This is a genomic window from Candidatus Latescibacter sp., from assembly GCA_030692375.1.
In the GTDB taxonomy this organism is placed as follows: Bacteria; Latescibacterota; Latescibacteria; order Latescibacterales; family Latescibacteraceae; genus JAUYCD01.
The window spans coordinates 1-23,796 of sequence record JAUYCD010000048.1; the positions used below are offsets into that span (position 1 = coordinate 1).

The following is a 23,796-nucleotide window of genomic DNA, read 5'->3' on the forward strand; positions in this document are numbered from 1 at the left end:
GGGCGCCGGGACTTCGCGCACCCCGGCGAGCCTGTCTGGCAGCGGGCCGAACATGACCATCTTCTGTACCTTGACGAACGACACGAGCGTCACAAAACTCACGAAGACGGTGAGAGCCGCACAGACATAGGCCACCGGCCCAAGGCTGTCGTATGCCTGAACGGCGGCAATGACAATGATGAGCTTGCTGAAAAATCCACCCAGGGGCGGAACCGCCGAAATAGACAGGGATGCGATGGAACAGGCCGCACTGGTAACCGGCATTTTTTTCCACAGTCCACCGAGCTGTTTAAGGTCGCGGGTACCCGTGGCGTATTCGACCGCCCCGGAGCAGAGGAACAGCAGAGATTTGAAAAACGTATGGTTAAGGGTATGGAGCAGCCCGCCGATGATCGCAAGCGGCGTCCCAAGCCCGAACGCGAACAGGATGTACCCCATCTGGCTGATACTATGATAGGCCAACAGCCGCTTGAAGTCAAACTGTCCTACTGCGAGCAGGACGCCGACCACCATCGAAAGCAGGCCCAGGAACATGAGTATCGAGCCGTAGGTCTGATCGAGACCGAACACAGAGTAGAATAACCGCAGGATGCAGTAGAGCCCGAGAGCCTTGATCAGGAGCCCCGACAGCATCGCGGAGACGGGAGCGGGAGCGGACGGGTGGGCGTCGGGAAGCCATGCGTGGAACGGAATCATCGCAGCCTTTATCCCGAACCCCGCGAAGAAGAGAGCGGCGATGAAATGCACCATTCCCTGATTACCATTACCCTCAAGTATCCTCCCCAGGTGCGCCAGATTGAGCGTACCGGTGATGCTGTAAAGAAATGCGATACCCACGAGGATGAAACTGGACCCGATGCTGCCGAGGACAAGGTACTTGAGCGAAGCCTCCAGTTCCTCGTGTCCGATACCGAAAGCGACGAGAGCATAGGACGATATGGCTGCAATTTCCAGAAACACATACATGTTGAAAAGATCGCCGGTCGCAACCACGCCGTTCATGCCCGCAATCATCAGCATAAGCAGGCAGTAGTATTTCGCTTCCGCTGTATACCGCTTCATATAGGCTGTCGAATACACAGTGACAAGAAAACCCACAACGGCAATGATGAGGAGAAAGAATCCGCTCAATGCGTCGCCCACCAGGTTGATGCCGAAAGGAGGGCGCCACCCTCCCACAGCATAAATCGCAACACCGGCGCCTATTCTTCCAAGAGCGAGCGCTACCAATAGTGCGGTCGTCAGCACAGCCATTGCGCGGACAAGACGTTCGCTGACAAATCCCGCAAGCGGGATAAGAAAGCCCGCTGCAAGGGGCAGCGCAATAAACAGCGGCATGAGGGTTCCGGAACTCATCCCCGTAAACTCCGTATCTGAAGAATGTCGAATGTACCGTACTTCTCATAGAGCCTGAGGCAAATCGCAACCACCATCGCGGTGACCCCGAGGCCGATCACGATGGAAGTAACGATCAGCGCCTGCGGTATTGGATCGACAAAAGTGGATGCCTGAGCGGCGGTGTCTTCAGCTTTCGTGAAAATAGGAGCGCTTCCGCCGGTACGATACCCGATGAGAATCAAGAGCAGATTCGTGGCGTACTCGATGATACACAAACCGATAACGATCTTCACCAGGTTCTTTTTCGCTATGACGCCATATATACCCAGCAGCAAAAGCACTGTGCACAGAATGTACGGAACCATACCCGCTCCTCTCTCAACGTTCTCTGTTTATTCTAAACAAGGCCAGGGCCACAAACACCGCGAACAGACCCGCGGAGACCTTGATTCCGATGGCAATGTTGCTCCACATGATCGTACCCCCGGATATGAGTCTGAGCGGTTCGCCGCTGGTCAGGAAATTCTTGAAGAACACCCCCTGGGTGAATCCGAACAGCGCGATTCCCATAAATCCCAGGGCGCCGATACAGTCCCAGGCAGACAGGGCCTTTTCTCCTATGATTCGAAAAGCCGTATCCTTTCCGAACGCCAGGACGAGGAGAATAAAGACACAGGCGAGCATGACGCCGCCGGCGAATCCCCCTCCGGGCGTGATGTGACCATAGAATACGATAGATACGGCGAACACGATGATAAATCCCAGAATCAGCCGCGTGATAGTCTTAACTATGAGCGTCATGCCGTTCATTGTCTTTTTTCCCTTTTCGCCGAAGAATAACAATTGCCCCGATAATGGATACAAAAATCACCGTCGCTTCGCCCAGGGTGTCGTACGCACGGAACTCGAGCAGGATGGCGGTGACGATGTTCGCGGCGTGGGTGATGCCGAAGCCTTCGTCGATGTACCACTTTGACACCTCGAGCAGGGGATTTCCGAACGAGGGAAGCTCCTTGTACACTATCGACGCAATCACGATGAACACGCCGCAGAAAATCAATCCCACCGCAGTCGCGAACACTTCCGCGTAGCGGTAACGGTGAGCGATGGTGACATCCTCCCGGACGACGATGAGCCGGAGAAGCATCACAATGGAGATCACTTCCACAACAACCTGCACGATGGCAAGGTCAGGCGCGCCGAGGATAAGAAAGATGATCGAGAGCGCAAGCCCGATCGCTCCCACCGATATCACGCTCGAAAGGAGATCCTTTGTCTCGATGGCGATTATCGCGCCGATGATCATGAACGCCACCAGCCCATACAATAACAGCATAAACAGCATAGATATACCGTCCTACATCACGAGGAAAAACAGTAAGAACCCAAGCCCCAATAGGGCGAACGCCAGATAGGTTGACACGGCGCCGTTATGTATTGCCCGCAGAACATCGATCACCTTGGAAAAATACCTCCCGGTCAGAACATAAATGTCGTAGACCCCCTGTTCTGCATCACTGTAGAGGACCTTCAGCGGGGAAATGTCCCGGATGGTCTCATAGAATCCCGTTCCCGGGAACCTGACCGCCTCATTGTCAAACACCTCCCCGCCCACGAAGATGCGGGTCGTGCGCACCCTGACACGGGCGCCAAGTACGTAAACCAGCAGTCCCGCGCCGAGAGCCGCGAGTATGAGCACCGTCGCAAGAGTCGGACTCCACATCCCGAGAGGCAGATTCACCGCAGCGGGGACGCCTGCAAAATCCAGTTTTAAAAGAGGTCCGAAGACATGACGGAGAGGATATTGCGCGAACACACCGAGCGCAACACACAGGAATGCGAGAACGGCTATGGGGAGACCCATAGCCCATCCGGCGGACTTGACTTCCTTCAGTCGTTCCGGCTTTTTCCCAAGAAAGACCGAATGAATGACCTTGATGAACGAAGCCAGGGTCAGCGCGCTTCCGAACATGGCGGCGATGAGAAACACCGGCCGGCCGACCTCTATAGTACCCTGATATATAAGCCACTTGGAAACGAAGCCGTTGAAGGGCGGGACGCCGGATATGGCCAGCGAGGCAATGAGCATCGACCAGAAAACAACCGGCATGGCCTTCGCGAGTCCGCCCAGGTCCTCGAGTTCCACGGTTCCCGTGCGTTTCTCCACAGCCCCGGCGCCCAGAAACAGGCAGCATTTGTAGATGGCGTTATTCAGCATATGGAACAAGCCCCCGATGATCCCAACCGCCGTACCGGTGGCAATCCCCATGATCATGTAACCCACCTGGCTGACGGCGTGGAAGGCGAGCAGCTTCTTGAGGTTGTGCTGGACGATGGCCATCATCACCGCGAGAATGATGGTCGCCGCGCCGATTATGAGGAGTACGAGACTAAGACCGGGAGTGAGGGCGAACATGAAGCACGATATCCGCACCAGGAGGTAGATGCCGAGGAGTTTATCGAGGCTGGCCGGCAGAAAGGCCATAACGCTCGCGGGAGCGCTTTCAGCCACCTTGGGGATCCAGGAATGCCCCGGCATCGCTCCCGCCTTCACCAGCGCGCTGGCTGCGAGAAGAAGGTAAGCGGTCGTGAGCCACCCGGAGTTCAGCGCGAGGGAGCGAATGTCGCTCATCGTGAATGTCCCGGTCATCTGCCACACAAGCGCAATACCAAGGAGCAGGGCGCAATCGGAGAAACCGACCATGACAAAGGTTTTCCCAGCGCCATCGCGGGTGTTATCCCCGCCGATGGTGATGAGGAAGAACAGGAGCACCGTAGTCACTTCCCATCCCACGAGGAGCACAATCATGTTATTGGCGAGAATCGCCGCCGCCGCTCCGCTCGATGTTATCAGCAGGTAGGCGTAATATTCTTTCAGACGGCCGGATCCTTTCATGAATCCGAAGGAGAACAGAACTACCAGCATAGTGATGACAGACGAGGCGAAGAGGATGAACCCGCTGAGCGCATCAGCCCGGAGATCGAAAGAAAACGCGATGCTCCCCAGAGAGAACCACGTATCCGCTGCCACAAGCTCCTGCCCGGAGAAGAACACGATGCCCGCATAATACGCCGCGATGGCTGTTCCCGTAAGCGCGAAAACCTCTTTCGCAATCCTCGGAAGAATCAGTATGGCCCCGCCGAAGACAAGCGGCACGATGATAGGATAGTAGAGAACGTTCATCTCAGACCGTCCCTTTCGCGGAATGCGCTAAGCCGGCCAGGAGTTTCGCGGCGGTCAACTCGACCGGCGTCGGGCCGGAGTCCTTCTTTATTTTCAATGTCGCCGCGCGGGATATCGTTTCCAATTCCCGGCCGGACATGACAAGGTTATTCGTTCCCCGCTCTATTACCGCCATGCGCTCGGTGCAGCAGTAGCAGGGGTCGACCGCCGCGGTAATGAGCGCCACATCCGCAATGGTGTGTCCGACGCAGGTTGCCTTGAATGAGGGAATGTTCATGTAGCTCGGCGCGCGAATCTTGTGCCGGATGGGCAAATTACCGCCGTCGCCGCGAACATAATGAAACACTTCGCCCCGCGGCGCCTCCGCATGGCCGATTCCCTCTCCCGCCGGCACCGCTTTGATATGGGCGTCGATGGGACCTTCAGGCATTGCGTCCATGCACTGCTTGATGATCTTTACCGATTCGATGATCTCGAGGAGACGCACCGCAGCCTTGGCAAATACATCCCCGCCTTCCCACGTGATGACTTTCCAGTCCACCCGGTCGTAGGCGGCGTATGGGTCGTCCGCCCGGATGTCGTCCGGGATTCCCGATGCCCGAACCGTCGGCCCCAGGGTGCCATAAGCGACTGCGTCTTTTTTCGAAAGCACACCTATTCCCTTGGTACGGGCATGCAGCACCGGGTCGTCGAGAACGGCGCCGGTAAGCATCTCGGTGGACGCCACTATCTTGTCCAATTCCCTGTGCACCCAGGGGAAATCTGCCGGATCGAGGTCGCGGCGGACACCTCCCGGTTTCATCATGGCGTAATGGTTACGGTTGCCGGTGAGTTTTTCGCAGATATCGAGTATCGGCTCGCGGTACTTCCATGCCCACATGAACACGGTATCGTACCCGATGAAATGACCGGCGAGCCCCACCCACAAAAGGTGGCTGTGAACGCGCTCGAGCTCGCAGATGATGGTGCGGATATAATCCGCCCTCTCGGGGACGGCGAATCCTCCCAGATCCTCCACCGCGAGGACATACGCCATCGGATGGGAAGTGGAGCAGATTCCGCAGATGCGCTCGACGAGGAACGGCACCTGGTCCCAGGTTTTCTGGGTGCTGAGCTTTTCTATCCCGCGGTGCATGTACCCGATACGGACGTCAACATCCACTACAGTCTCGCCCTCGACATACAGGGTGAAAAACTCCGCCTCTTCGAGCAGAGGGTGAAACGGGCCGAGGGGAATGATGGTTCGCTTCATGATTCGGACTCCTTGAAACCGCGCCGTAACGGGTATACTTCCGCAGGCCAGTCATCCGCCATAAGGATTCTCCTCGGATCGGGGTGGCCGGTGAATTTGACGCCGAGCAAGTCGTAAATCTCCCGTTCGATCCAGTTGGCCGCGGGCAGGAATGCAGCTATGGACTCGATCTCGGGTGAAGGCTTCTTTACCGTGGTTTTCACTGTGATCAACTGGTGATCTCCGGGAAACATGAAATGGTAGAGAATATCGATGCCGCTCCGGGTATCCGCGCCGGTGGCTATGGCGAGCCTTCCGCCCAGTTCCTCGTACATACAGCGGCAAACGGCGGGAATGTCCTCCTTCTGTACCATGACATACACCCGACGGTCGTTCTTGACGAACTCGTCAATAATAGCGCCGCCGAATTTCTCCCGTATCGCTGTCAGTGCCTTCATACCGCTCATATTTCACTCCTACAGGGCCTTGAGCGCTTTGACCACGCCGAGGATTATGGCTTCCGGCTTGGGTGGGCAGCCGGGGACATAGGCCACGATTGCGTTGGGGTCGATTTCCTTTACCACCTCGTCCAGGGGATACTGATCTACGTTGTAGCTGTCCCGAAACATGGTCTTCGACAAGGCGCATGAGCCGATAGCGAACACCACACAGGGCTTGGCGGTCTGCTTGTAAAGCTCGATGAACCGGGGCTTGACATGGCGGTTGATAACTCCGCTCACCAGAAGGGCGTCGGCGTGACGGGGGCTTCCCACCAGCTTGATGCCAAACCTCTCCACGTCAAACCGCGGGGTCAGCACATCGAGTATCTCGATGTCGCAGTTGTTGCAGGGCGACAGAGCGACGTGGTAGACCCACGGTGATTTTTTAAGCGCCCAGCGGGTAATGCTCATTGCAAGCTCCTTATCTCCCCTGCCTTTGGCATCCCCCCTTAATAAGGGGGAAATTTTTGGGGAGGTTCTTATAAATCCAATAAAATGTTTATATAGTTATAGTAGTAATTTTCTTTTTCCCCCCTTAATAAGGGGGGCAGGGGGGATCAACTCTTTTCGAATAGCAACTTTACGAGATACTCGAATTTTGATTTTACCATCCCCCGAACGCAAAGACAAGCCCCAAAACCGCGAGAAGTGTAACCGGCCCCCAGAAAAACCTGAGCGCCTGGTCGATGCGGACCCTCGGATTCGTGTTCCGCACCAGCACGATGAGTACCACGACCGCGAGGTATTTGACCAGCCCCCCCGCAACGCCGGTCACAGTCATCTGTATCCCGCCCATGAGAAGAACCACAATGAAGAGGGGCATCACGGCCATGAGCATGGTTTTGGTAATCCTGATGACCGCAAGCAGCAGTCCGGAATACTCCGTAATGATTCCGCCCATAAGTTCCTGGTCGGCTTCAGGGATATCGAAGGGAACGAGTCCGAGTTTGGCCTGCGCGCTCATGAGAAGCACCACGAATCCGATAATTCCGGACGCGCTCCACAGATTCCAGCCATGAAGGGCCTGTGCAGAGATGATCGCGCCCATGTGAAAGTTGAACCCGGTCTTCATAATCATAGTGGCAACCACGATAAGGAAGGGGAGTTCATATCCCAGGATCAGTTTCATCTCCCGCGAAGCGCCCACCGAGCTGAAAGGATTTCCCGCCGCGCTCGCTCCCAGAATCATGGCCGCCGCCGGGATGATCAGGAGATACACCAGCACAACGACATCGCCGATGAATCCGGCGCCCGGTCTGATGACTGCCCATCCTAACAGCGCCGCCGCAAGAGTGATTCCCGCAAGTCCCACGAACGGCGCAGCGAGGAATACCGTACGGCCAGACCCCTCGGGGACCAGCGTTTCTTTCCCGAAAAGTTTGAGAATGTCCGCCGCCGGCTGGTACCACGGCGGGCCGATCCTGGCCTGGACGCGGGCGGTTACCTTGCGGTCGAGCCAGCTCGTCGCAAGCCCGAGCACAAGTATTCCCATGGCTAAAACCGCCCACAGCGCTACTGAAGTCAATCCATGTGTGACCACGATATCCTCATATTTTATCCGAATTTCTTATCAGATCCTGAAACGAGTTCAGGATGACACCTGTCATGCCGAACTTGTTGCCGCTTCGCGGGAACGATGAAACCGTTTCGGCATCTTTATCTGCACCTGTCATGCCGAACTTGTTGCCGCTTCGCGGGAACGATGCAAGCGCAGCGCATCTTTTAGCAACCGTTTCGGCATCTATCCCATCCCATCGTCACATTCTCCGTATATAGGTCCGGTAGCCGACCGTATGAGACCCGAGCACCATCTCATCTTTTCCGGCGTAGACCTCGTTGGCTTCCTTGAAGATAATAGCGCCGGTCGGGCAGGTGGCGACGCACGCCGGCTCCTTTCCTTCCTCCAGCCGTGAGGTGCACAGGTCGCACTTCCCCATGGGGAAAAGGCCGAGTTTCATCCCGCGGCTTAATACCCCGAATGGGCAGGCCAGCACGCAGCTCCTGCACCCAGTACACCGGAACGGGTTACGGCGCACCACTCCGTCCTCATCCCGAATCATGGCTTCGTTGGGGCAGGCGCCTGCGCAGGCAGGGTCCTCGCAATGGCGGCATACCACCGGAAGTGTTCCCACACCGTCGACCTCCGTGCTTTGAAGGGTGAGTGCGCCCAGCCGGATGCGGTGGCAGGCGACCGAATGCGCCTGGCACCCGATGCATAAATCAAGCTGTACGAAAAGTTTTTTCACCAGCCGTTTACCTCGACGAGATTGAGCCAGCCCATGCGATCGGTGAGGGAACCGTCCCCATACCTCACCGTTGACGATCGTACCGGCGGAGCGGGAGGTTCTTTACCGATCTGCGTTAAAATCATTTTCACCATTTCTGCCGATGGCTCGCCTTTATCCGGCGCCGGTTCTGAAGGCACTGCGAGCAGTATGTTGCCCGATGTATAAGCGAGCCGTCTCATAAGCTCCCCGCTCGAAGGCGCCTCCCCGGGCGCTTCCACTAAAGACAGGAGATGTTTCCCGTTATAGGTCCCTTCCGCCTCAAGCCAGAGTGCGGTCGGGAACACCAGATCGGCCATCCGTGTCGTGTCATTTTCAAAGGGGGCGCCGACAGCGAGGAACCGCAGGGAAGCGCGCGCCTTCCGCATGGATTCTCCGAATCCACCCCGGGCAAGATCCGCTCCGAGCACGAGAAGCGTATCCACCTCGCCTCGCCCGGCAGCCGCAAGAAGGGTCTCGACGGGTTCCTTTTCTTTCAATGCCAGACTGACGCCCAGGGTATTTGCATACGAAAAAACCGGCAGCAGCTTCCTGTCATCGCCTGTGGCCCTGACCACCAGCCCCGCCAGGGCGGCGGTTACAGGATCCTGTGTTTCGAGAATCAAAACGGCCGAAGAAGCCTTCATGAATGTTTTTGCAAGGTTCGCCACAGCGGTATCCCCGGGTGCGGAAATATGCTCCCTGACTACCCTCATCCAGCCGGGACCGTCATTCCCCGATTCATCGACAAGACATCGGAGCAGCCCGGCGAGCGTTTGACGTTCCGGTCCGGGAAAGTACACCGTTGCGAATCGCGAGGTTCTATTACGGCCGTTCGAAATCACTGCGAGTGTATTGCCTCTGCGGGCGTGCTTTGCCCCGAGGATAGGACCCGCGATGACCGGACCTATCTCAAAGGGATCTCCCACCGCGATACTGCAGGTGCAACGGGCAATCTCTTCGATGGCGGGCACCCTGTCTGTGACCCCGGTATCGATCAGAGACCGGCACACTTCGTCGTCCCCCGTGGGGAAATACGCGGCCATGCGGCCGCCCGCGAGACACGTCCTGGTAAATTCCGAGGCGAGAACGGCATCCTCCACGGAGACATCGCCGCTGATAATGACGCCCGCCGACCTGGCAGCGGAGAATTCGCGCGCCGCCATTTCGAGGGCAGCCGGCCAGACGACCGGTTTCCCGTCCGCTTTCGGTTCGATAAGACGGAAGGGATGATTAATAAGTTCGAGGGCGTAATTCCCCTTGCTGCAGAGTTTTCCGCCGAAGACTGAATCCCTGCGGGCATACTCGAGCCCGGCTGCCTCGCCGAAGCGGTTCTCGATTATGAAAGGGCACCCGAGGGAGCAGAGGATGCAGGATGTCTGAGCGGCATGCTCCATAGTCTTCACCTATGACCCGAATACGTTGGGATAATCCTTGATAAGCGCATAGTTCATGTCGGGGCCGTCCTTGCACAGGTAGTACGGCCCTACGTTGCACCTTCCGCACTTTCCCGTTCCGCAGCTCATGCGCCGGTTCATCGAGATGTAGATTTGCTCCGGCTTGTACCCGATGCCCAGGAGTTTCATGGTGACGAATTTTAGCATTATCTCCGGTCCGCACATCACCGCGTAGCTGTCAGGAATGGAAACATCGAGGTCGTCAAGGATCGTGGTAACCACCCCGACACGGTCTATCCATCCGGGCGCTCCGGTGTCCACCGTGTTCGTGAAAGTAACTTTGTCGATAGCGTTCCACTGCTCATAGGAACTGCGGTATACGAGGTCGCCCGGTGATTTGGCGCCATATTTGATGGATACTTTTTTGTATTGGTCTATCGTGTCGAACAGGACAAATAAAAGCGACCGCAAGGGTGCGAGACCGCAGCCGCCGCCTATCACAAGCACTTCTTTCCCCTTCAGCTTATCAACTGGGTATCCTTTACCGAAAGGGCCGCGCAACCCGACGTTGTCTCCCTCATTCAGTGCATGGAGCGCTTCGGTGACAGTCCCGGCTCTCAAGATGGTAAATTCAAGGGTTTGGAGCCGGTTTGGAGACGACGATGGTGTGAAAGGTCCTTCACCCACTCCGGGGACAGTCAACTGCATGAACTGCCCGGCGATGAAAGGTATCTCACGCGCAGGCCGCACCACGAGAGTCTTTATTGTGGGGGTTTCCACGATAATCCGTTCCACAACTCCTTCCAGCGGCATGTATGGATTGAGATCGCTCATCGTGCCTCCGCTCCCATAAGTTCCTTGTCCAAAGCAGTAAAAACTTTCCGCATATCTATCTTCCCCATGCAGCCCTCGATGCACCGTCCGCAGCCGGAACATGCTTCGAACCCGAAATTCACCGGGTAATACTCAAATTTATGGAGATAGCGATGCCGGAACCGTTCCATAAGCCCCAGCCTCGGCGAGCTTCCGCCCGCCATTCTGGAGTAGCCTGCATACGAGCAGGAATCCCACGCCTTGCTGCGCAGGTACTTCCCGGCGTCCCCTTTCTGGTCGCTGAGCAGGAAGCAATGGCAGGTGGGGCATGAGAACAGGCACGCCGCGCAGTTCACGCACGTGCTTACATGCTCGAACCACTGTTCGCTTGCCCGCATGGCTCCGAGGAGTTCCCGGCGGTTTCTGGAGATACTGTAATCCTTGTTTATCTCCTCGACTTTTTGGGCCGCCTCTTTCCGGGCGGTCTCCCGTTCGGCCATCTGGCCGGGGGTCGCTGCTTTACATAGGGAGGCATAGCGTTCCATGACAGCGGCGCCCTTGTCCGAGCCTGCCTCGATGATGTACCCGCCGCTTACTTTGGAGAGATTCAGGTCGAACCCGCTCACGGCGTAAGGTCGTATCCCGGCGCGGGTGCACAGGCAGGTATCGCGGGGCTCGGTGCAGTCCGCGGAGATTATGAACGTTTTGCTGCGTTTCTCGCGGTAAAAAATATCGGTAAAAGTATCCTGGAGAAAAATAACGTCAAGGGATCTGATCGATTCGATGTCACATGCAGCGGCGCCTGCGATGGTCACCGGTTGTGCCTGAAAGGGCGCTTCCATACCTTCCTTCGAGGGGTATTCTGCGACTTTCAAGCGCCCGCTGAAGAGAAACATCTTTACAGGCTGGCTCGGCCTGTATCCGAAAAAGAGATACTCCTGCCCCTGTTTACGCAGTGAATAGGGGTATAAATCCGTACCGTCGCAGCCCTGGACGGTCTGGGGCGCGTATACCTTTTCCTTTTCCCCGATCAGGTCGAGGAGCCCGGCTATATCGGTCTGTGTGATGAAGGCGGTGTCACCCTTCTGAGTCATGATTTGTCCTCATCATCCGGTTCTGCCGAAGCGTCTTGTTTTTTCGGCAGGTGGACTGTGAAACACGACCCAATGCCGGGTGTGCTCTCGACATTGATGTATCCTTTGTGGACTTCAACAATCCGTTTTACGATAGCGAGCCCAAGCCCGGTCCCGGTTTCCGTTGAAACTTCTTCTTTTCCCTGGGTACGCACACGGAAGAATTCATCGAAAATAAAAGGGAGGCTTTCCTGCGGAATCCCGATTCCTGTATCCGATATGCTGATGGACAAGGCATCTCCCTTATCATATACTTTTATCGCGATCGAGCCGAATTTTTTGTTGTACTTGATGGCATTGGAATAGAGATTCATAAAGAGGAGCACGAGCGCTGCGCTGTTCCCTGTAATCGGAGAGATGCCTGCGGGGATGTCGAAAGTCACGGTAATATTCTTTTCTTCGGCCTGGACGTTCATCAAATCGAACGATTCGAATAATACATTACGGATATCGACCTCTTCGAGATTCTCGAATATGGTTGTCTCCTGAATCCGCGCCATGCTGAGCCACTCGTTCACCAGGGAAAGAAGCCACATGATACGGCACTTGCAGCGGGACAATACAGCGATCTGTTTTTCTTCCATCCGCCCGCAGATGCCGGCGAGGAGAACCTCGATGTACTCCTCCACTGCGACCAGAGGGCTGCGCATCTCGTGGGTGATGATGGAAACGAAGTTTTCCCTGATCCGCCAATTCTCCTCCCGGAGTTTGCGGGTCTGGAGGAGGAGATCCCGCTTTTCCATGCCCCGGCTTACTATCAGCCGCAGTTCATCGGGGGTGAAGGGTTTGGGGAGAAAATCCGATGCCCCATGCTTCATCGCCTCAACCGCAGATTCGATGGTGGCATGGCCGGTGATCACCACGATAACGATGGTCGGATCGATGTCGAGTATATTACGAAGGATATTGATGCCGTTTTTCCCGGCAAGCTTCATGTCGAAGAGGACGAGATCCGGGTGCGCTGTCAACACCTTTTTCAGACCTTCCTCGCCCTCGTAAGCAGTAACAATGGAGTAGCCCTGGCGGCTGAGGACCTGCGCGCAGGAATCGTGCATGACTTCTTCATCGTCAATCACGAGAATGGTTTTGGTATTTTTTTTATCTCTACGGGACATCGCCGCCATGAAGATTTCTGCCTCCGTTCGAATCCGCTCGCGGGAGTGTGTTACACCACCCGCCTCAATTACCAACCGTGACGGGTCAAAGACAAAATCACCGTGAGCCGTCTCCCGGTCACTTTCTAAAAGCACTATACCTGAAGATATCATTCCTGTCCATGGATGCAGCTATACTGCAAAGAATTTCCTACAATGGAATGGCTCCGTTCCGCTTCGGACGGAGTCATCATGCTAGTTAAGAAAGAGCAATTATAGTGCCAGACACGTCCGAGAGGATGGCAATCGAGTACAAGTGCTTATTATTTATTGAGAATTAATATAGGGAACGGAACAGGTGGCCTGCGGCGTCGACAACCATCTGGGGAATTTTTCATCAGAAGTGGGGAAAAATACCCCGCCGGAAATTTCTGATGTTATGAGTGATATGAGTCGATGTCGCTAATCTCAATACAGTTCATTTAAAAATTTTTGAACCACGAAAGTCACGAAAAACACGAAATTTGTTATTCATTTTTTTAAAAAAATCATTTTTCGTGCCTTTCGTGTGTTTCGTGGTTAAAGATCCTTCCTTTTTTCGCTTAAGTGAACCGTATTGTCGCTAATCTCGTACCTTTTCATTTTGTTACGGAGCGTCTTGCGGTCTATTCCCAGCATGCGTGCTATAAGCGACTTGTTGTGGCCGTAAAGCTTGAGCATCTCAATAATGTGTTCACGCTCGATCTCATGGAGCTGGTGAGCCTGATGGTTGACAGAAAACCCGCATGGCGCATCAGTCCCGAAGTTTCCGGACACCCTGAACGGATCCACCTTATCATCATCGCACAGCATGACCGCCCGGTTCATCAGGTGCTCAAGCTCTCTGACGTTTCCGGGCCATGAGTAATTCATCATGGATTCAACGGCGCTTTCGGTGATCCTTACGGGGGCTTTCACCTTTTTATTTTTGAGGAACTTTGTGAGGAAATAATCAGCGAGAAGAGGAATATCTTCCCGCCGTTCTCTGAGCGGGGGGAGATGAATAGGGATGACATTGATGCGGTAGTAGAGATCTTTGCGGAACATTCCCCGCTTTATTTCCTGCTCCAGGTTTGTATTGGTGGCGGCGATAATCCGGACATCCACTGCGATGAGCTTCTGACCGCCCACAGGTGTGATTTCATGTTCCTGGAGCACACGGAGAAGCTTGCTCTGGATTTGCAGGCTCATGTTAGCGATTTCGTCGAAGAAAAGAGTGCCCTTGTGCGCTATTTCAAACCTGCCGATCCGATTGGTGATCGCGCCGGTGAACGATCCTTTCTCGTGGCCGAACAGTTCGCTTTCGATAAGTGTATCAACGAGGCCGCCCGAATCGACAGTGATGAAATTGTTGTTTCGCCGCGGGCTGTAATAATGGAGCGCACGAGCAACCAGCTCTTTACCCGTGCCGGTTTCCCCCGTAATAAGCACCGAGCATTCTGTCCGGGCCGCTTTTATGATGAACCGTTTCAGCTCTTTCATCACCGGACTTGCCCCGACAATGGTATCAATTCCGGCGGCTGAGCAGCCCCGCCCGGTTCGGGATTGATCGTTCTCATTCCTCCGCGCCTGGAGGGCCCGTGAGAGAACCGTTCGGAGCATATTCGGAGTAAAAGGCTTCGGAATAAAATCCCGGGCGCCCAGTTTCATTGCTTCCACAGCCGTTTCGATCGTCGGGTAGCCGGTGATGACGATGGCAATCGTTTCAGGATAGTCAGTCTGGATTATTTTAAGAATGTCGAAACCGCTGATGCCGGGCATCTTGAGATCGAGGATTACTGCATCGAACTGACGTTCGCGGAGCTGTGAGAGTCCCTGTCTGCCATTTTCCGAGAGCCAGACATCGCATCCTTTACGGGAAAGAATCTGGTAACAGGAATCCCGCATAACCGGTTCGTCATCGATGACCAGTATAGTATAAGAGACGTTCATGCGTCCGCCTCCTCAACCGGCAGTTCTACTGTAAAAACTGCGCCGCCGCTTTCACTGTTCCGAGCCGCAATCAAGCCCCCGTGACGCTCGATGATTCCATAACTTACCGCAAGCCCCAGGCCGGTGCCGTGACCGCACTTTTTGGTGGTGAAAAATGGGTCGAAAATGCGACCGATGTGTTCCGGCGGAATTCCGGGACCTGTATCGGCGAACTGAACCTCGACTACCCGTTTGTCGTCCTCATTTATCTTTATGCAGTTCATGACTGTCAGGGTTCCGTGCACATCCATTGCCTCGGCGGCATTTCGTAAGATGTTTTCGAATACCTCCTGAATTTGCGAAGCATCCACGATAACCCTGGGGAGCGAGCTGTCGAGATTGACTGCAAGCTGGATATGTTTAAAAATCGGCTCACAACGAAGGTTGTTGAGAGCCTCGGTGATAATAATGTTGACTTCGGCGGGGTTCAATTGCGGATGGCTCTGGCGGGCAAAATCAAGGAGACTCTTGACTATGTTCCTGCAGCGGTTCGATTCGCGGATGATTTTCTCCACGTTCGAATATCGGGGGTCATCGGGCGACATGTCTTCAAGAACAAGGTTGGAATACACGACGATACCACACAGCGGGTTGTTTATCTCGTGAGCGACTCCTGCGGCGAGCTTGCCGAGAGTGGACAGCCGCCTGGCCTGGTTTATTTCCTTGCGGATGGTCTTTATTTGTGTGTCTTGTTCGCGTATCGAAGAAATCATGTGGTCAAAGGCTTTCCCCACAACATCCACCTCATCGCCGCCCCGAGGATGATAGTGCGACCCGGCTTTCGGTTCTATCATCTGCTGCGCCTGAATGGCAAGGTCCTTGATGGGCCGGACGATCCTTTTGGAGAGCATGAACCAGGCGGCGAGGGCGCAGAACATACTGAAAACGATAACTCCCACAATAATTATTGCATGGTGTTTTCTGAGGTTGAGAAAAGCGCTTTCATATAACCCAACCGATAACATTCCGATCACTTTCCCGTCAACACCCCTTATAGCATCAAACGCCGCAATAAACTGCCTGCCTGACACCATAGTGCGTTTGATGATACGGTATGTATATGTCATGGAATCTTCAAGGATGTCATCATGGACTATAGTCCCCAAAACAGGAGATCCATGTTCGGGCGCGGTGTTGGCTGCTATGCAGAGCGTTCCCTGATACAGCGCGACCATGCCGGCCTCATTTCCGATTCGCAGATCGTTTGCGAATACTGCATTTTTAACGCTGTCTACGATACTACGGTTCCCGTTCAGGAGCTTCCCTCCGATAAGTATCCCAATCATGCGTTTGTCGTCACCCGCGATTGGAACGGCCGCTTCAATCATCATGCCCGATTCGATTCCGGTTACACCATGAGAGTCAGCATTGTACTGCGAAACTGCCGGAAAGACGATTCTTTCTGCGAGGTCGTCGCTCTCTTCCTTTAGGATTGAACGGGGAACGATAACAGTGCCGCTAGCCGGATTGCCTGTTTTAATGACTCGGGCCACGAGTGCATCATACAGCAAGCTGTCGCCGGATAGATCGGGATGATGCGCTCTGAGGATTACTTTACCCAAAGGATCCGTCACGGTAAGCACATCCATTTCGCTCACGTTTCTCACTTCCTGGAGCGCAATGAGCAGAGTGTGTATGTCGCCGGCGATCAGCGCCCCCTTCACCGTTTTGGTGCGGAGAGAAGTGAACGTAAGAATGGTCTGAATCTCGGCTATCCTGTCTGTATACACCTTTCGAGCCATGGAAAGGTCTTTTTCAAGTCTCTCCTGGGTTTGATGCAGCGACCATTCCCTGATCAGGTAGACACTGATTACGGCAGCGGTTATACCCATGATAAACACTGCGATGAAAAAGCTGATGAAAAGTTTGACACGGAGCGAGGTGTTCATGCTTGTCAACCAGAAGAACCGTTAGAATTGACTCTTAAAAGGAAATATGGAGTCGTGAGTCAATGTTGTCAATATGAAAAGAAAGAGGGGTCATCCCCCATTTTTTATTCGGCGATAGATATGCCATATTACTTATCTGCTCTTTAGATAAAATCCCCCCGCCGCATAAAGCGGCGACCCCCTTATTAAGGGGGTAAAAGCTTGCCTGCCAACATGATTCCCCCCTTAATAAGGGGGGATGTCCGAAGGACAGGGGGGATTAGTCCTTCACGAGGACTTGAACCCAAGAATATTTTCATAAATATTTTCTCGTGGAACGATAAGGATCATAAAGAGTTACAAAATATTGATTTAAAATATAGGGGATGGCCAGGAAAAGAAAGAGGGGTCATCCGATGAATGCTGACCAGGCATAACTTAATGAATATACTCAGCAATTAGATAGGATTCTGCCCGGAGAGATGCATGAACATGGGTTTTGCAGGATGAATTTGGTGGGCGATACAGGATTCGAACCTGTGACTTCCTCCTTGTAAGGGAGGCACTCTGAACCAACTGAGTCAATCGCCCGTGCGGGAAGGTTGTTTTGCCTTACGGTTCGTTTTGGCCGGGGTTTGTTGAGGCGTGGTGTTCTCGGGAGGGTTTTCAATTTTCCGAAAACCAATCATAAGCGCAATCGGCATGGCAACAAGATAGCCGACCACAAGAATTATCGGACCGAGGGTAAGGGAAGTAATACTGTTTGCGCCGCCTATGGCCAGAAAGATGTATCCGAGAATAATCACACCAATGGCGGCGTAATAAAATTTCAGATTACGGCTGAAATCAATTTTTTCTATTTTCCCAGGGCTTTTACGGGGCGGCATGGCGTATCCTTTCTCGAAACCGGAACAAAGCTAAAATAGTACATCCCGATGGAAGGTGTCAAGAAGTTTGTCAGGGAAGTCGCTTGACTTTGAAAAGGTAAAAGGTTATTTTTCAAAAATTGATGATCCGGTAAAAAAGTAATTTTTACATTATTTTCTGGTGTTTTTAAACCTCACCCCCTGTCCCCCTCTCCTAGTCAGGAGAGGAGGTAACTCATTACTGGATATGTTTTTACCCTCTCCTGGATAGGAGAGGGTGGCCGAAGGCCGGGTGAGGTTTTCGTCAATTCAGAGAGCTTTTTAATACTTTTTGCCGGATCATCATATTTCATAAACGCATTTTTTTGCATAGAAGCGGCAACAAGTTCGGCATGTCGTCATGTAAAGTTTTCTTTTGAATTCTTTTGTATACCCATATCAGGAGGAAAGAGATGTTATTCAAACCCGAGGGAATCGCCCCCGCCATGCTGACCGCATTTGATGAGGATGGTTCCATAAATGCGGAAGTTATGGGAGATATAGTTGATTTCTGTTACAACAGCGGCTGCAAGATGGTTTTCACCGTATCGAGCGTCGGTGAATTCGTGCATATGGAAACAGAGGAAGCCTGCCATCTTATGAGCATAGTAAAAAAAGCCGCCCGGGGGCGCTTTCCGGTCCTGGCCGGGGTTACCGCCAGCCATATCGAGAAGTCCATCGATCTTGCCAAATGCGCCCGTGAGCTCGGCTGCGATGGCATTGTCTGCTCTCCTCCCTACTACTACACAGTCACACAGGAGATAATCGAGCGTCACTATGAGATGCTTGCAGAGGCGGTTCCGGATATGTCCATCGTGATGTACAATATTCCGCTCTTTTCCACCCCTCTTTCCTATGACCTCGTGAAACGGGTGTCGCAGATTCCCAATGTGGTCGCCATGAAAGATTCCTCTGGCAGCATGGTCGATCTTATCCACTTCATGGACAAATGCCGCCTCGTCGGCTCCGATATCAACATCCTCGCGGGACGCGAGGAGATCGTCTTCCCCGCCACCATGATGGGAGGCAAGGGCGCCATGGTCGGCACCGCGAACATCTTTCCGGAGATCATCGTGCGTATCTACAACGCCACTCTCGCCGGAGACTTCGATACCGCCCGCTCGCTCCAGCTTGCCATCTGTCTTTCCATCCGTACCATGTTCAGCGTGCCGTTCCCGCTGGGGTTCAAGGCGGCGATGGAAGTACGCGGATTCAGGATGGGCCCGCCGAAAGCGGCTCTCACCGAAGCCGACAAGATTCGCACCGAGGGATGCAAGAAACGCCTCCATACCATCCTTTCCGAACTCTGCGAGTATGCGGATATCCCGCTCATCCGTGGAAGAGGGTAAAAAGACAGCCCAAAGCCCAAAGGGAAAAGACAAGGATGAAGGATGAAGAGAAGAGATAAATACAAGAAAAATACAACCCCTTTTCTGATACGGAGAGGGGGTTTTTATTGGGGGTTATAGCGTTTCTCACACGAAATTATCAATGCCAATTTTTGATAATCATGATATTTTTCTGTTGACAATTATATATCAATGCCGATATTGGCATTAACTACGGTAAGTCCATCGGGCAGAGGAGGATGCATGATGAACTCCAACACTACTCAAATGAAGGTATCGGTTATTATCACCCTGACATTGACCATTGCGCTTTCCGTGGTTCTGTCCTGCGTCCGGTCATCCAACGAGAGCCTTCAGAACATCATCACCGCGGCGGAACGTGGAGATACGATGATCACAAGGGGGCGAGGGACGTATACCTGGGAACAGCTGAGTGTGAGACCGGGAACATCAATTCCGGATTATCACTATAAGTATGTCATCGATTTTGCCTTTGACGGCTCAAGAATTAACCGGAACGCGGTAAATAGCTTGGATTCGACTCACTTTCCCCAGGAAGAGCGGTATGCGTTCGACGGCAAAAAGGCCTGTCGCCTGACACTTCAGAGAGAAGAAAAAGACGGCCCCCTAGTTCGGTCGGGGCACATATCCTATGTACCCGAAGACAGGATGTTTCCCATCCGATACTGCACCGATCCAAGATTTGTCGGAATGACTATGCTGGGCACTCCGGTCGGCGCTTATCTCCGGGCGCTTTCGAAAGGTTCATTTCAGGATAGAAGGATTGAGAATTTACGAGTGCTCGGCAGGGAGGTGGTGGATGATGTCCAGTGCATAAAGATCGGTTACACCATTTTGAGAGACAATGCTGCTGACAGCATATCCGTCTGGATCGCTCCCGACCGGATGTACAGGATCGTGAAAATGGCTCCGTCTCCGATAGTGCAAGTGAACTATAGAAATTTCGGAAAAAACCTGTGGTTTACCAAAGAAATACTGATCGATACCACCTCCGGTATCCTTCGCTGGACGTTTCATGACGACTGGGTGATCAATACTCCCCTGCCGGATTCACTCTTTACCATCAGGTTCCCGCAAGGGATCAGCGTGAGCGACCTGACGGGGAAGGAGTAGTGCAGCAGAGCGGCCAGGTGAAAAGAATGTCTGAACCACTGACGCGTATGATGTAAGCGTCTTTTCTTTTCTTCTGGATTCTGGCTCCTGACTCCTGTCTCCTCTCTTCTTCTCAATACCTCATTTTCGCCACCACGCTCGTATCGATATAGATGTCCCCTGCAAAGGCTGAAGGGGCGCTCCGGTCGCGCACCCGGACGCTCAGGCTGAATTGGGGGTATCCCATGCGCCCGGCGTATTCCAGGGCGCTTTCCCGGGAGATGCGGAGCGCCGTCTCCTTTGCGTCATCCAGCTTGCGGAAGACATGCATTCCCTCAGGAGAATAGAGGAGAAACCGCCCCTTGCCGTCCGGAATGATGTGCTGGTCGATGTGCATGCCGCCCGCGCCGGAAGCAGCTCCGACCGCGTTGGCCACCTCACCCCACTGCGGGATGACCACCTCTGCGGAGAGATGGCTTTCGATGCCATCGAGCATGAGGCGCGCCGGAGCGCCGATACCGACCAGGGGGGTTTTAAGACGGTAGGCGACCTCGATTTTGTCACTTGCCCCGAAAGTCCCGCCGCAGTATGCGCACCCCGGAAACGAGCGGTCTTCGACGCCGCCCGCCAGTATCTCGGTGATGATCGAGGCGGCGGCAAGACGGTGGATCTCTGACCATATCCGGCGTACCAGTTCACCTCTTGGCAGGCCGGAGCGCTCGGTGTACAGCTCCAGAATGATTTCGGCGGCGCGAAGGTTCCACTTATTTACTTTCCCTTCGGCGACCATGATGTCGGTGGGGGTCAGCCCGCTCCGGCGGATAATTCCCAGCTCTTCGAGCCGCTCTGTCCCCAGGAGCGAAAAATAGGGATAGGAAAGCTGACGGGCGAGTTCTATCACCGAGACCGGGCTGTTTTCAAGGATTCCGAGAATCTTCCTCTCACGGTCGGTCAAACCCGCAGGGTTATCAGGTGTGCGGACCATTACATAGAATGTCCCCGGCTGCACGAGGGCGTAGTCGGAGCCGCTGAATCCCTGCATACGCGCCAGCGTATCGAGGACATGCGGATGTTCGGAGGCAAGAACGCTCATCGGCACCGCACGGCGGGGGCCGACCTGCACCCTTTCATGCTCCCAGCGGACAGCGCTGTCTCCGCCGAGGCCGAGGGTGCGTATATCGGTGGCGTGAATGGAGGTAGTGTACCGTCCCACAGAGGCGCCGCGTCCGGTGCTCTTGGCGCTTCCGCCTTCGATGACTGCGATGTCGGTTGTGGTGCCTCCCAGATCGGCGAGCACGCAGGATTCCCGCCCGGTCAGGAAGCGCACTCCCTCCACCGAAGCAGCCGGGCCGGAAAGGATCATCCGCACCGGTTTTTCCTTCGCCTCGGAAGCGTTCATCAGCATACCTTCGGTAGTGACCAGCCTCACCTGGGCGGGCATGGAGAGCTCTTTCACCACCGCGCCGATGGAGTCGATCAGCATGGTTATAACAGGAAGAAGCCGGGCGTTCAAAAGCACGGTATGCGCCCGCCGCACCGAGTCAATGTCGTCGGTCAACTCGTGTCCCATGGCCGCCGGAACTGCGAACCGCTCGCGGAGAATGCGGAAGGCCCGAATCTCGTGGCCGGGATTGCGGGTTCCCATGTAAGAGGAGAGAGCCAGCGCCTCCATACCTTTTTCGATCATCATTCCCGCTAAAGAGACCAATGACTCCTCATCGAGCGGCTCGATTTCCAGGCCGTAGATGTCGTGTTTCCCGGTCACAGCGGCCTTGATATCACCCGATCCTACGGTTACCCGTCCTGCCACATCCTCATCATAGCCGATCAGGATAAGGCCGGTACGCGCCCCTTTTTCCTCGACAATGGCGTTGGTGGCAAGGGTGGTGGAGATGGCGAGACGGCCGGCGGTTTTACGGAGCGTTTCAGGAAGAGTGAGCAGGGCGTTCCTTATGCCGATGGACAGGTCATGGTGGGTGGTGGGAGATTTTCCGGAAGCGAGCACCCGGTGTTTGCTCAGCGAAACCGCCACCGCATCGGTGAAAGTTCCGCCGGCGTCCACCCCGATCACCAGGTCGATCCCCCCGGACGGCGCCTGTTCTGTCGAGGGAATCGCACGGAATTCACCGTCATAGAACCAGCATTGTTCGTAATCATCCCGGAAAACCGGGGTCTCACCTTCTCTTTTCCCCTGCGCTGCGATGACCTCGTCGATGCCGCCGAGCGCCAGGGTCTCGCCCGGTTCGAGGACCAGGAAGCGCTCGCTGTCCCATCTTCCCGATACGAGATCGAGAATGAGGCTGAGATCGCCCAGCACCTCCTCGAATTTCCAGTTCCGCGCCTCACAGAACTGAAGGGCTTTTTCACGCAGTGCATTGCCTCCGGGCAGGCCGCTCTCCACATACGCGCCCCGTGAATAGTTCCTGATCCAGGCCTGCTCCTGGTGCTCGATGATGAAACGGGCGAGGTCCTCCGCGCCGAACCGCTCACGGTAGGTTTCGTACTCCTCCTCATACTGCTGGTAAACCCCGGCATACTTTTCGGACATGCCCGGCTGGAGTTTTCCGCTGATGAATCCGGGGGTGAACCAGTAGGTGCCGGGAGCATTGGAAAACTCCTCCAGGTAGCGCTCTTTCGAGCCGAGAAAGAGGGTGATGCAGTCATGCGCCCGGGGCACCACGAGAGGATATTTCCGGCTGGATATACCCAGAGTCCCGCGCGAACAGATGCCGTAGCCCAGGAGAATGGCGTCGAGCGGTTCGTTCGCTTCTTCGGCGGCGGCGATTTCCTGACGGACAAGCGTTTGGAGACGTGCAGGCTCACGGTGCAGGCCCTGCTCCAGCCAGACTTCCTCAAGCTGCACATCGGGGGGGATTTTCGCGCGTAGTGAATCGATTTCTTTACGGAGTACCCCGCAGATAATGAGTTTGTATCGTTTGATAAGAAACCTCAAATCAAAGTGAAGAATACAGAAGACAGAAGTCAGAAGACAGAATAAAATATCATATTATCAGATAAGATTCGCGATTGCGAATAGATGCCGAAACAAGTTCGGCATGACACTTGTCATCCTGAACTCGTTTCAGGATCTAACCCTCTAAATATTGAGACTGACTCTAATATTCAGACTAACTATCCTTTTATACCCAGCTCCATGAAGAGAAGTATGTTTTCTTTGGCGGACGGTGTGAGCGGATCGTAGAACGGAGTCGCCGACTGGGAGAGAATATATGGCGCACCGGCGCCGCGAGAGTCATCCAGGCAGGTTTTCACCGCCGCACGGAGTTCATCCTTCGATCCCATAGTGAACACCACCTCGTCAATGCCGCCGAACACGATCCCCCTCCCACGGGCGGCGGCCAGCGCTTCAGCAATGGTTACATTCCCCCGGGGAGAAGGCTCGAACGGCTCGATGAACGCGTATCCCATCTCCCAGACATCATTCATGATATCCCTCACCGGCCCGTGACAGTGAAAAGAAGCGGGTACACCGTAACGACGGGTAATTGCAGCCGCATCGCGGTAGAATTTCCCCTCGAAACGGAGGAAACTTCCACGGCTCATGAACGGGGGCGCGGCCATTTCAGCCCCGATCAG

General features: G+C 54.5%; 22 protein-coding genes and 1 tRNA gene. 3 read left to right on the plus strand and 20 right to left on the minus strand.

Annotation, left to right across the window (positions count from 1 at the left end; translation table 11 throughout):
• From Q8O92_03090 to Q8O92_03130, 9 genes are all read right to left on the minus strand, one after another.
• The coding region (locus Q8O92_03090) for a proton-conducting transporter membrane subunit (protein ID MDP2982299.1) at nt 1-1,338 on the minus strand (1,338 nt) is incomplete at its 3' end.
• 14 nt (nt 1,339-1,352) lie between these two features.
• A complete protein-coding gene (locus Q8O92_03095) occupies nt 1,353-1,703 on the minus strand; it encodes an NADH-quinone oxidoreductase subunit K (GenBank protein ID MDP2982300.1) in 351 nt (116 codons plus the stop codon).
• 13 nt (nt 1,704-1,716) lie between these two features.
• Entirely contained in the window at nt 1,717-2,148 is a 432-nt protein-coding gene (locus Q8O92_03100; GenBank protein ID MDP2982301.1) for an MnhB domain-containing protein, read from the minus strand.
• A complete protein-coding gene (locus Q8O92_03105) occupies nt 2,123-2,683 on the minus strand; it encodes a DUF4040 domain-containing protein (GenBank protein ID MDP2982302.1) in 561 nt (186 codons plus the stop codon). The genes Q8O92_03100 and Q8O92_03105 overlap by 26 nt, the downstream gene beginning before the upstream one ends.
• A gap of 12 nt (nt 2,684-2,695) precedes the next feature.
• Nucleotides 2,696-4,522: a proton-conducting transporter membrane subunit gene (locus Q8O92_03110; GenBank protein ID MDP2982303.1), complete on the minus strand. Its 1,827-nt coding sequence runs from the start codon at nt 4,520-4,522 to the stop codon at nt 2,696-2,698.
• A gap of 1 nt (nt 4,523) precedes the next feature.
• Nucleotides 4,524-5,774: a nickel-dependent hydrogenase large subunit gene (locus Q8O92_03115; protein MDP2982304.1), complete on the minus strand. Its 1,251-nt coding sequence runs from the start codon at nt 5,772-5,774 to the stop codon at nt 4,524-4,526.
• Entirely contained in the window at nt 5,771-6,220 is a 450-nt protein-coding gene (locus tag Q8O92_03120; protein MDP2982305.1) for an NADH-quinone oxidoreductase subunit C, read from the minus strand. The genes Q8O92_03115 and Q8O92_03120 overlap by 4 nt, the downstream gene beginning before the upstream one ends.
• A gap of 9 nt (nt 6,221-6,229) precedes the next feature.
• Nucleotides 6,230-6,664, minus strand: a complete 435-nt coding sequence (locus Q8O92_03125; protein ID MDP2982306.1) for an NADH:ubiquinone oxidoreductase — start codon at nt 6,662-6,664, stop codon at nt 6,230-6,232.
• Nucleotides 6,665-6,857: 193 nt separating this feature from the next.
• Nucleotides 6,858-7,793, minus strand: a complete 936-nt coding sequence (locus Q8O92_03130) for an NADH-quinone oxidoreductase subunit H (GenBank protein MDP2982307.1) — start codon at nt 7,791-7,793, stop codon at nt 6,858-6,860.
• Nucleotides 7,794-7,858: 65 nt separating this feature from the next.
• Between Q8O92_03130 and Q8O92_03135 the strand changes: the two genes are divergently transcribed.
• The gene (locus Q8O92_03135; GenBank protein MDP2982308.1) at nt 7,859-8,029 is read left to right on the plus strand and encodes a hypothetical protein; all 171 of its coding nucleotides are present in this window, start codon (nt 7,859-7,861) and stop codon (nt 8,027-8,029) included.
• On the opposite strand, the gene Q8O92_03140 is transcribed toward Q8O92_03135, so the two are convergent.
• The 9 genes from Q8O92_03140 to Q8O92_03180 form a co-directional block, all read right to left on the minus strand.
• Nucleotides 8,011-8,499, minus strand: coding sequence for a 4Fe-4S dicluster domain-containing protein (locus Q8O92_03140; GenBank protein MDP2982309.1), 489 nt, complete (start codon nt 8,497-8,499; stop codon nt 8,011-8,013). The genes Q8O92_03135 and Q8O92_03140 overlap by 19 nt on opposite strands.
• Nucleotides 8,496-9,914, minus strand: coding sequence for a hypothetical protein (locus Q8O92_03145; GenBank protein MDP2982310.1), 1,419 nt, complete (start codon nt 9,912-9,914; stop codon nt 8,496-8,498). The genes Q8O92_03140 and Q8O92_03145 overlap by 4 nt, the downstream gene beginning before the upstream one ends.
• 9 nt (nt 9,915-9,923) lie before the next feature.
• Nucleotides 9,924-10,748, minus strand: a complete 825-nt coding sequence (locus tag Q8O92_03150) for an FAD/NAD(P)-binding protein (GenBank protein ID MDP2982311.1) — start codon at nt 10,746-10,748, stop codon at nt 9,924-9,926.
• Nucleotides 10,745-11,821, minus strand: coding sequence for a 4Fe-4S dicluster domain-containing protein (locus Q8O92_03155; GenBank protein MDP2982312.1), 1,077 nt, complete (start codon nt 11,819-11,821; stop codon nt 10,745-10,747). Before Q8O92_03155 ends, Q8O92_03150 begins: the two co-directional genes overlap by 4 nt.
• Nucleotides 11,818-13,128 (minus strand): HAMP domain-containing sensor histidine kinase, encoded by a 1,311-nt coding sequence (locus Q8O92_03160; protein ID MDP2982313.1) that lies wholly within the window; start codon nt 13,126-13,128, stop codon nt 11,818-11,820. Before Q8O92_03160 ends, Q8O92_03155 begins: the two co-directional genes overlap by 4 nt.
• A gap of 405 nt (nt 13,129-13,533) precedes the next feature.
• A complete protein-coding gene (locus Q8O92_03165) occupies nt 13,534-14,925 on the minus strand; it encodes a sigma-54 dependent transcriptional regulator (protein ID MDP2982314.1) in 1,392 nt (463 codons plus the stop codon).
• Entirely contained in the window at nt 14,922-16,853 is a 1,932-nt protein-coding gene (locus tag Q8O92_03170) for an ATP-binding protein (protein ID MDP2982315.1), read from the minus strand. Before Q8O92_03170 ends, Q8O92_03165 begins: the two co-directional genes overlap by 4 nt.
• A gap of 492 nt (nt 16,854-17,345) precedes the next feature.
• A tRNA-Val gene (locus Q8O92_03175) sits at nt 17,346-17,423 on the minus strand.
• The gene (locus Q8O92_03180) at nt 17,414-17,719 is read right to left on the minus strand and encodes a hypothetical protein (GenBank protein ID MDP2982316.1); all 306 of its coding nucleotides are present in this window, start codon (nt 17,717-17,719) and stop codon (nt 17,414-17,416) included. Before Q8O92_03180 ends, Q8O92_03175 begins: the two co-directional genes overlap by 10 nt.
• Before the next feature lie 431 nt (nt 17,720-18,150).
• On the opposite strand from Q8O92_03180, the gene Q8O92_03185 reads away from it, so the two are divergent.
• Together Q8O92_03185 and Q8O92_03190 are read left to right on the plus strand one after the other, a co-directional pair.
• Complete coding sequence (locus Q8O92_03185) at nt 18,151-19,086, plus strand: dihydrodipicolinate synthase family protein (GenBank protein MDP2982317.1); 936 nt, start codon at nt 18,151-18,153, stop codon at nt 19,084-19,086.
• Between the two features lie 243 nt (nt 19,087-19,329).
• Nucleotides 19,330-20,220: a hypothetical protein gene (locus tag Q8O92_03190; protein ID MDP2982318.1), complete on the plus strand. Its 891-nt coding sequence runs from the start codon at nt 19,330-19,332 to the stop codon at nt 20,218-20,220.
• Between the two features lie 112 nt (nt 20,221-20,332).
• On the opposite strand, the gene Q8O92_03195 is transcribed toward Q8O92_03190, so the two are convergent.
• Together Q8O92_03195 and Q8O92_03200 are read right to left on the minus strand one after the other, a co-directional pair.
• A complete protein-coding gene (locus Q8O92_03195; protein MDP2982319.1) occupies nt 20,333-23,062 on the minus strand; it encodes a DUF1638 domain-containing protein in 2,730 nt (909 codons plus the stop codon).
• Nucleotides 23,063-23,331: 269 nt separating this feature from the next.
• Nucleotides 23,332-23,796 (minus strand): uroporphyrinogen decarboxylase family protein (locus tag Q8O92_03200; GenBank protein ID MDP2982320.1); only part of this gene is annotated, 465 nt, incomplete at its 5' end.

Coding starts and splice junctions, on each gene's coding strand:
- Q8O92_03095 (MDP2982300.1), bottom strand. CDS start 1,703: ATGGTTCCGTACATTCTGTGCACAGTGCTTTTGCTGCTGGGTATATAT.
- Q8O92_03100 (MDP2982301.1), bottom strand. CDS start 2,148: ATGAACGGCATGACGCTCATAGTTAAGACTATCACGCGGCTGATTCTG.
- Q8O92_03105 (MDP2982302.1), bottom strand. CDS start 2,683: ATGCTGTTTATGCTGTTATTGTATGGGCTGGTGGCGTTCATGATCATC.
- Q8O92_03110 (MDP2982303.1), bottom strand. CDS start 4,522: ATGAACGTTCTCTACTATCCTATCATCGTGCCGCTTGTCTTCGGCGGG.
- Q8O92_03115 (MDP2982304.1), bottom strand. CDS start 5,774: ATGAAGCGAACCATCATTCCCCTCGGCCCGTTTCACCCTCTGCTCGAA.
- Q8O92_03120 (MDP2982305.1), bottom strand. CDS start 6,220: ATGAGCGGTATGAAGGCACTGACAGCGATACGGGAGAAATTCGGCGGC.
- Q8O92_03125 (MDP2982306.1), bottom strand. CDS start 6,664: ATGAGCATTACCCGCTGGGCGCTTAAAAAATCACCGTGGGTCTACCAC.
- Q8O92_03135 (MDP2982308.1), top strand. CDS start 7,859: ATGCCGAACTTGTTGCCGCTTCGCGGGAACGATGAAACCGTTTCGGCA.
- Q8O92_03145 (MDP2982310.1), bottom strand. CDS start 9,914: ATGGAGCATGCCGCTCAGACATCCTGCATCCTCTGCTCCCTCGGGTGC.
- Q8O92_03150 (MDP2982311.1), bottom strand. CDS start 10,748: ATGAGCGATCTCAATCCATACATGCCGCTGGAAGGAGTTGTGGAACGG.
- Q8O92_03155 (MDP2982312.1), bottom strand. CDS start 11,821: ATGACTCAGAAGGGTGACACCGCCTTCATCACACAGACCGATATAGCC.
- Q8O92_03160 (MDP2982313.1), bottom strand. CDS start 13,128: ATGATATCTTCAGGTATAGTGCTTTTAGAAAGTGACCGGGAGACGGCT.
- Q8O92_03165 (MDP2982314.1), bottom strand. CDS start 14,925: ATGAACGTCTCTTATACTATACTGGTCATCGATGACGAACCGGTTATG.
- Q8O92_03170 (MDP2982315.1), bottom strand. CDS start 16,853: ATGAACACCTCGCTCCGTGTCAAACTTTTCATCAGCTTTTTCATCGCA.
- Q8O92_03180 (MDP2982316.1), bottom strand. CDS start 17,719: ATGCCGCCCCGTAAAAGCCCTGGGAAAATAGAAAAAATTGATTTCAGC.
- Q8O92_03185 (MDP2982317.1), top strand. CDS start 18,151: ATGTTATTCAAACCCGAGGGAATCGCCCCCGCCATGCTGACCGCATTT.
- Q8O92_03190 (MDP2982318.1), top strand. CDS start 19,330: ATGATGAACTCCAACACTACTCAAATGAAGGTATCGGTTATTATCACC.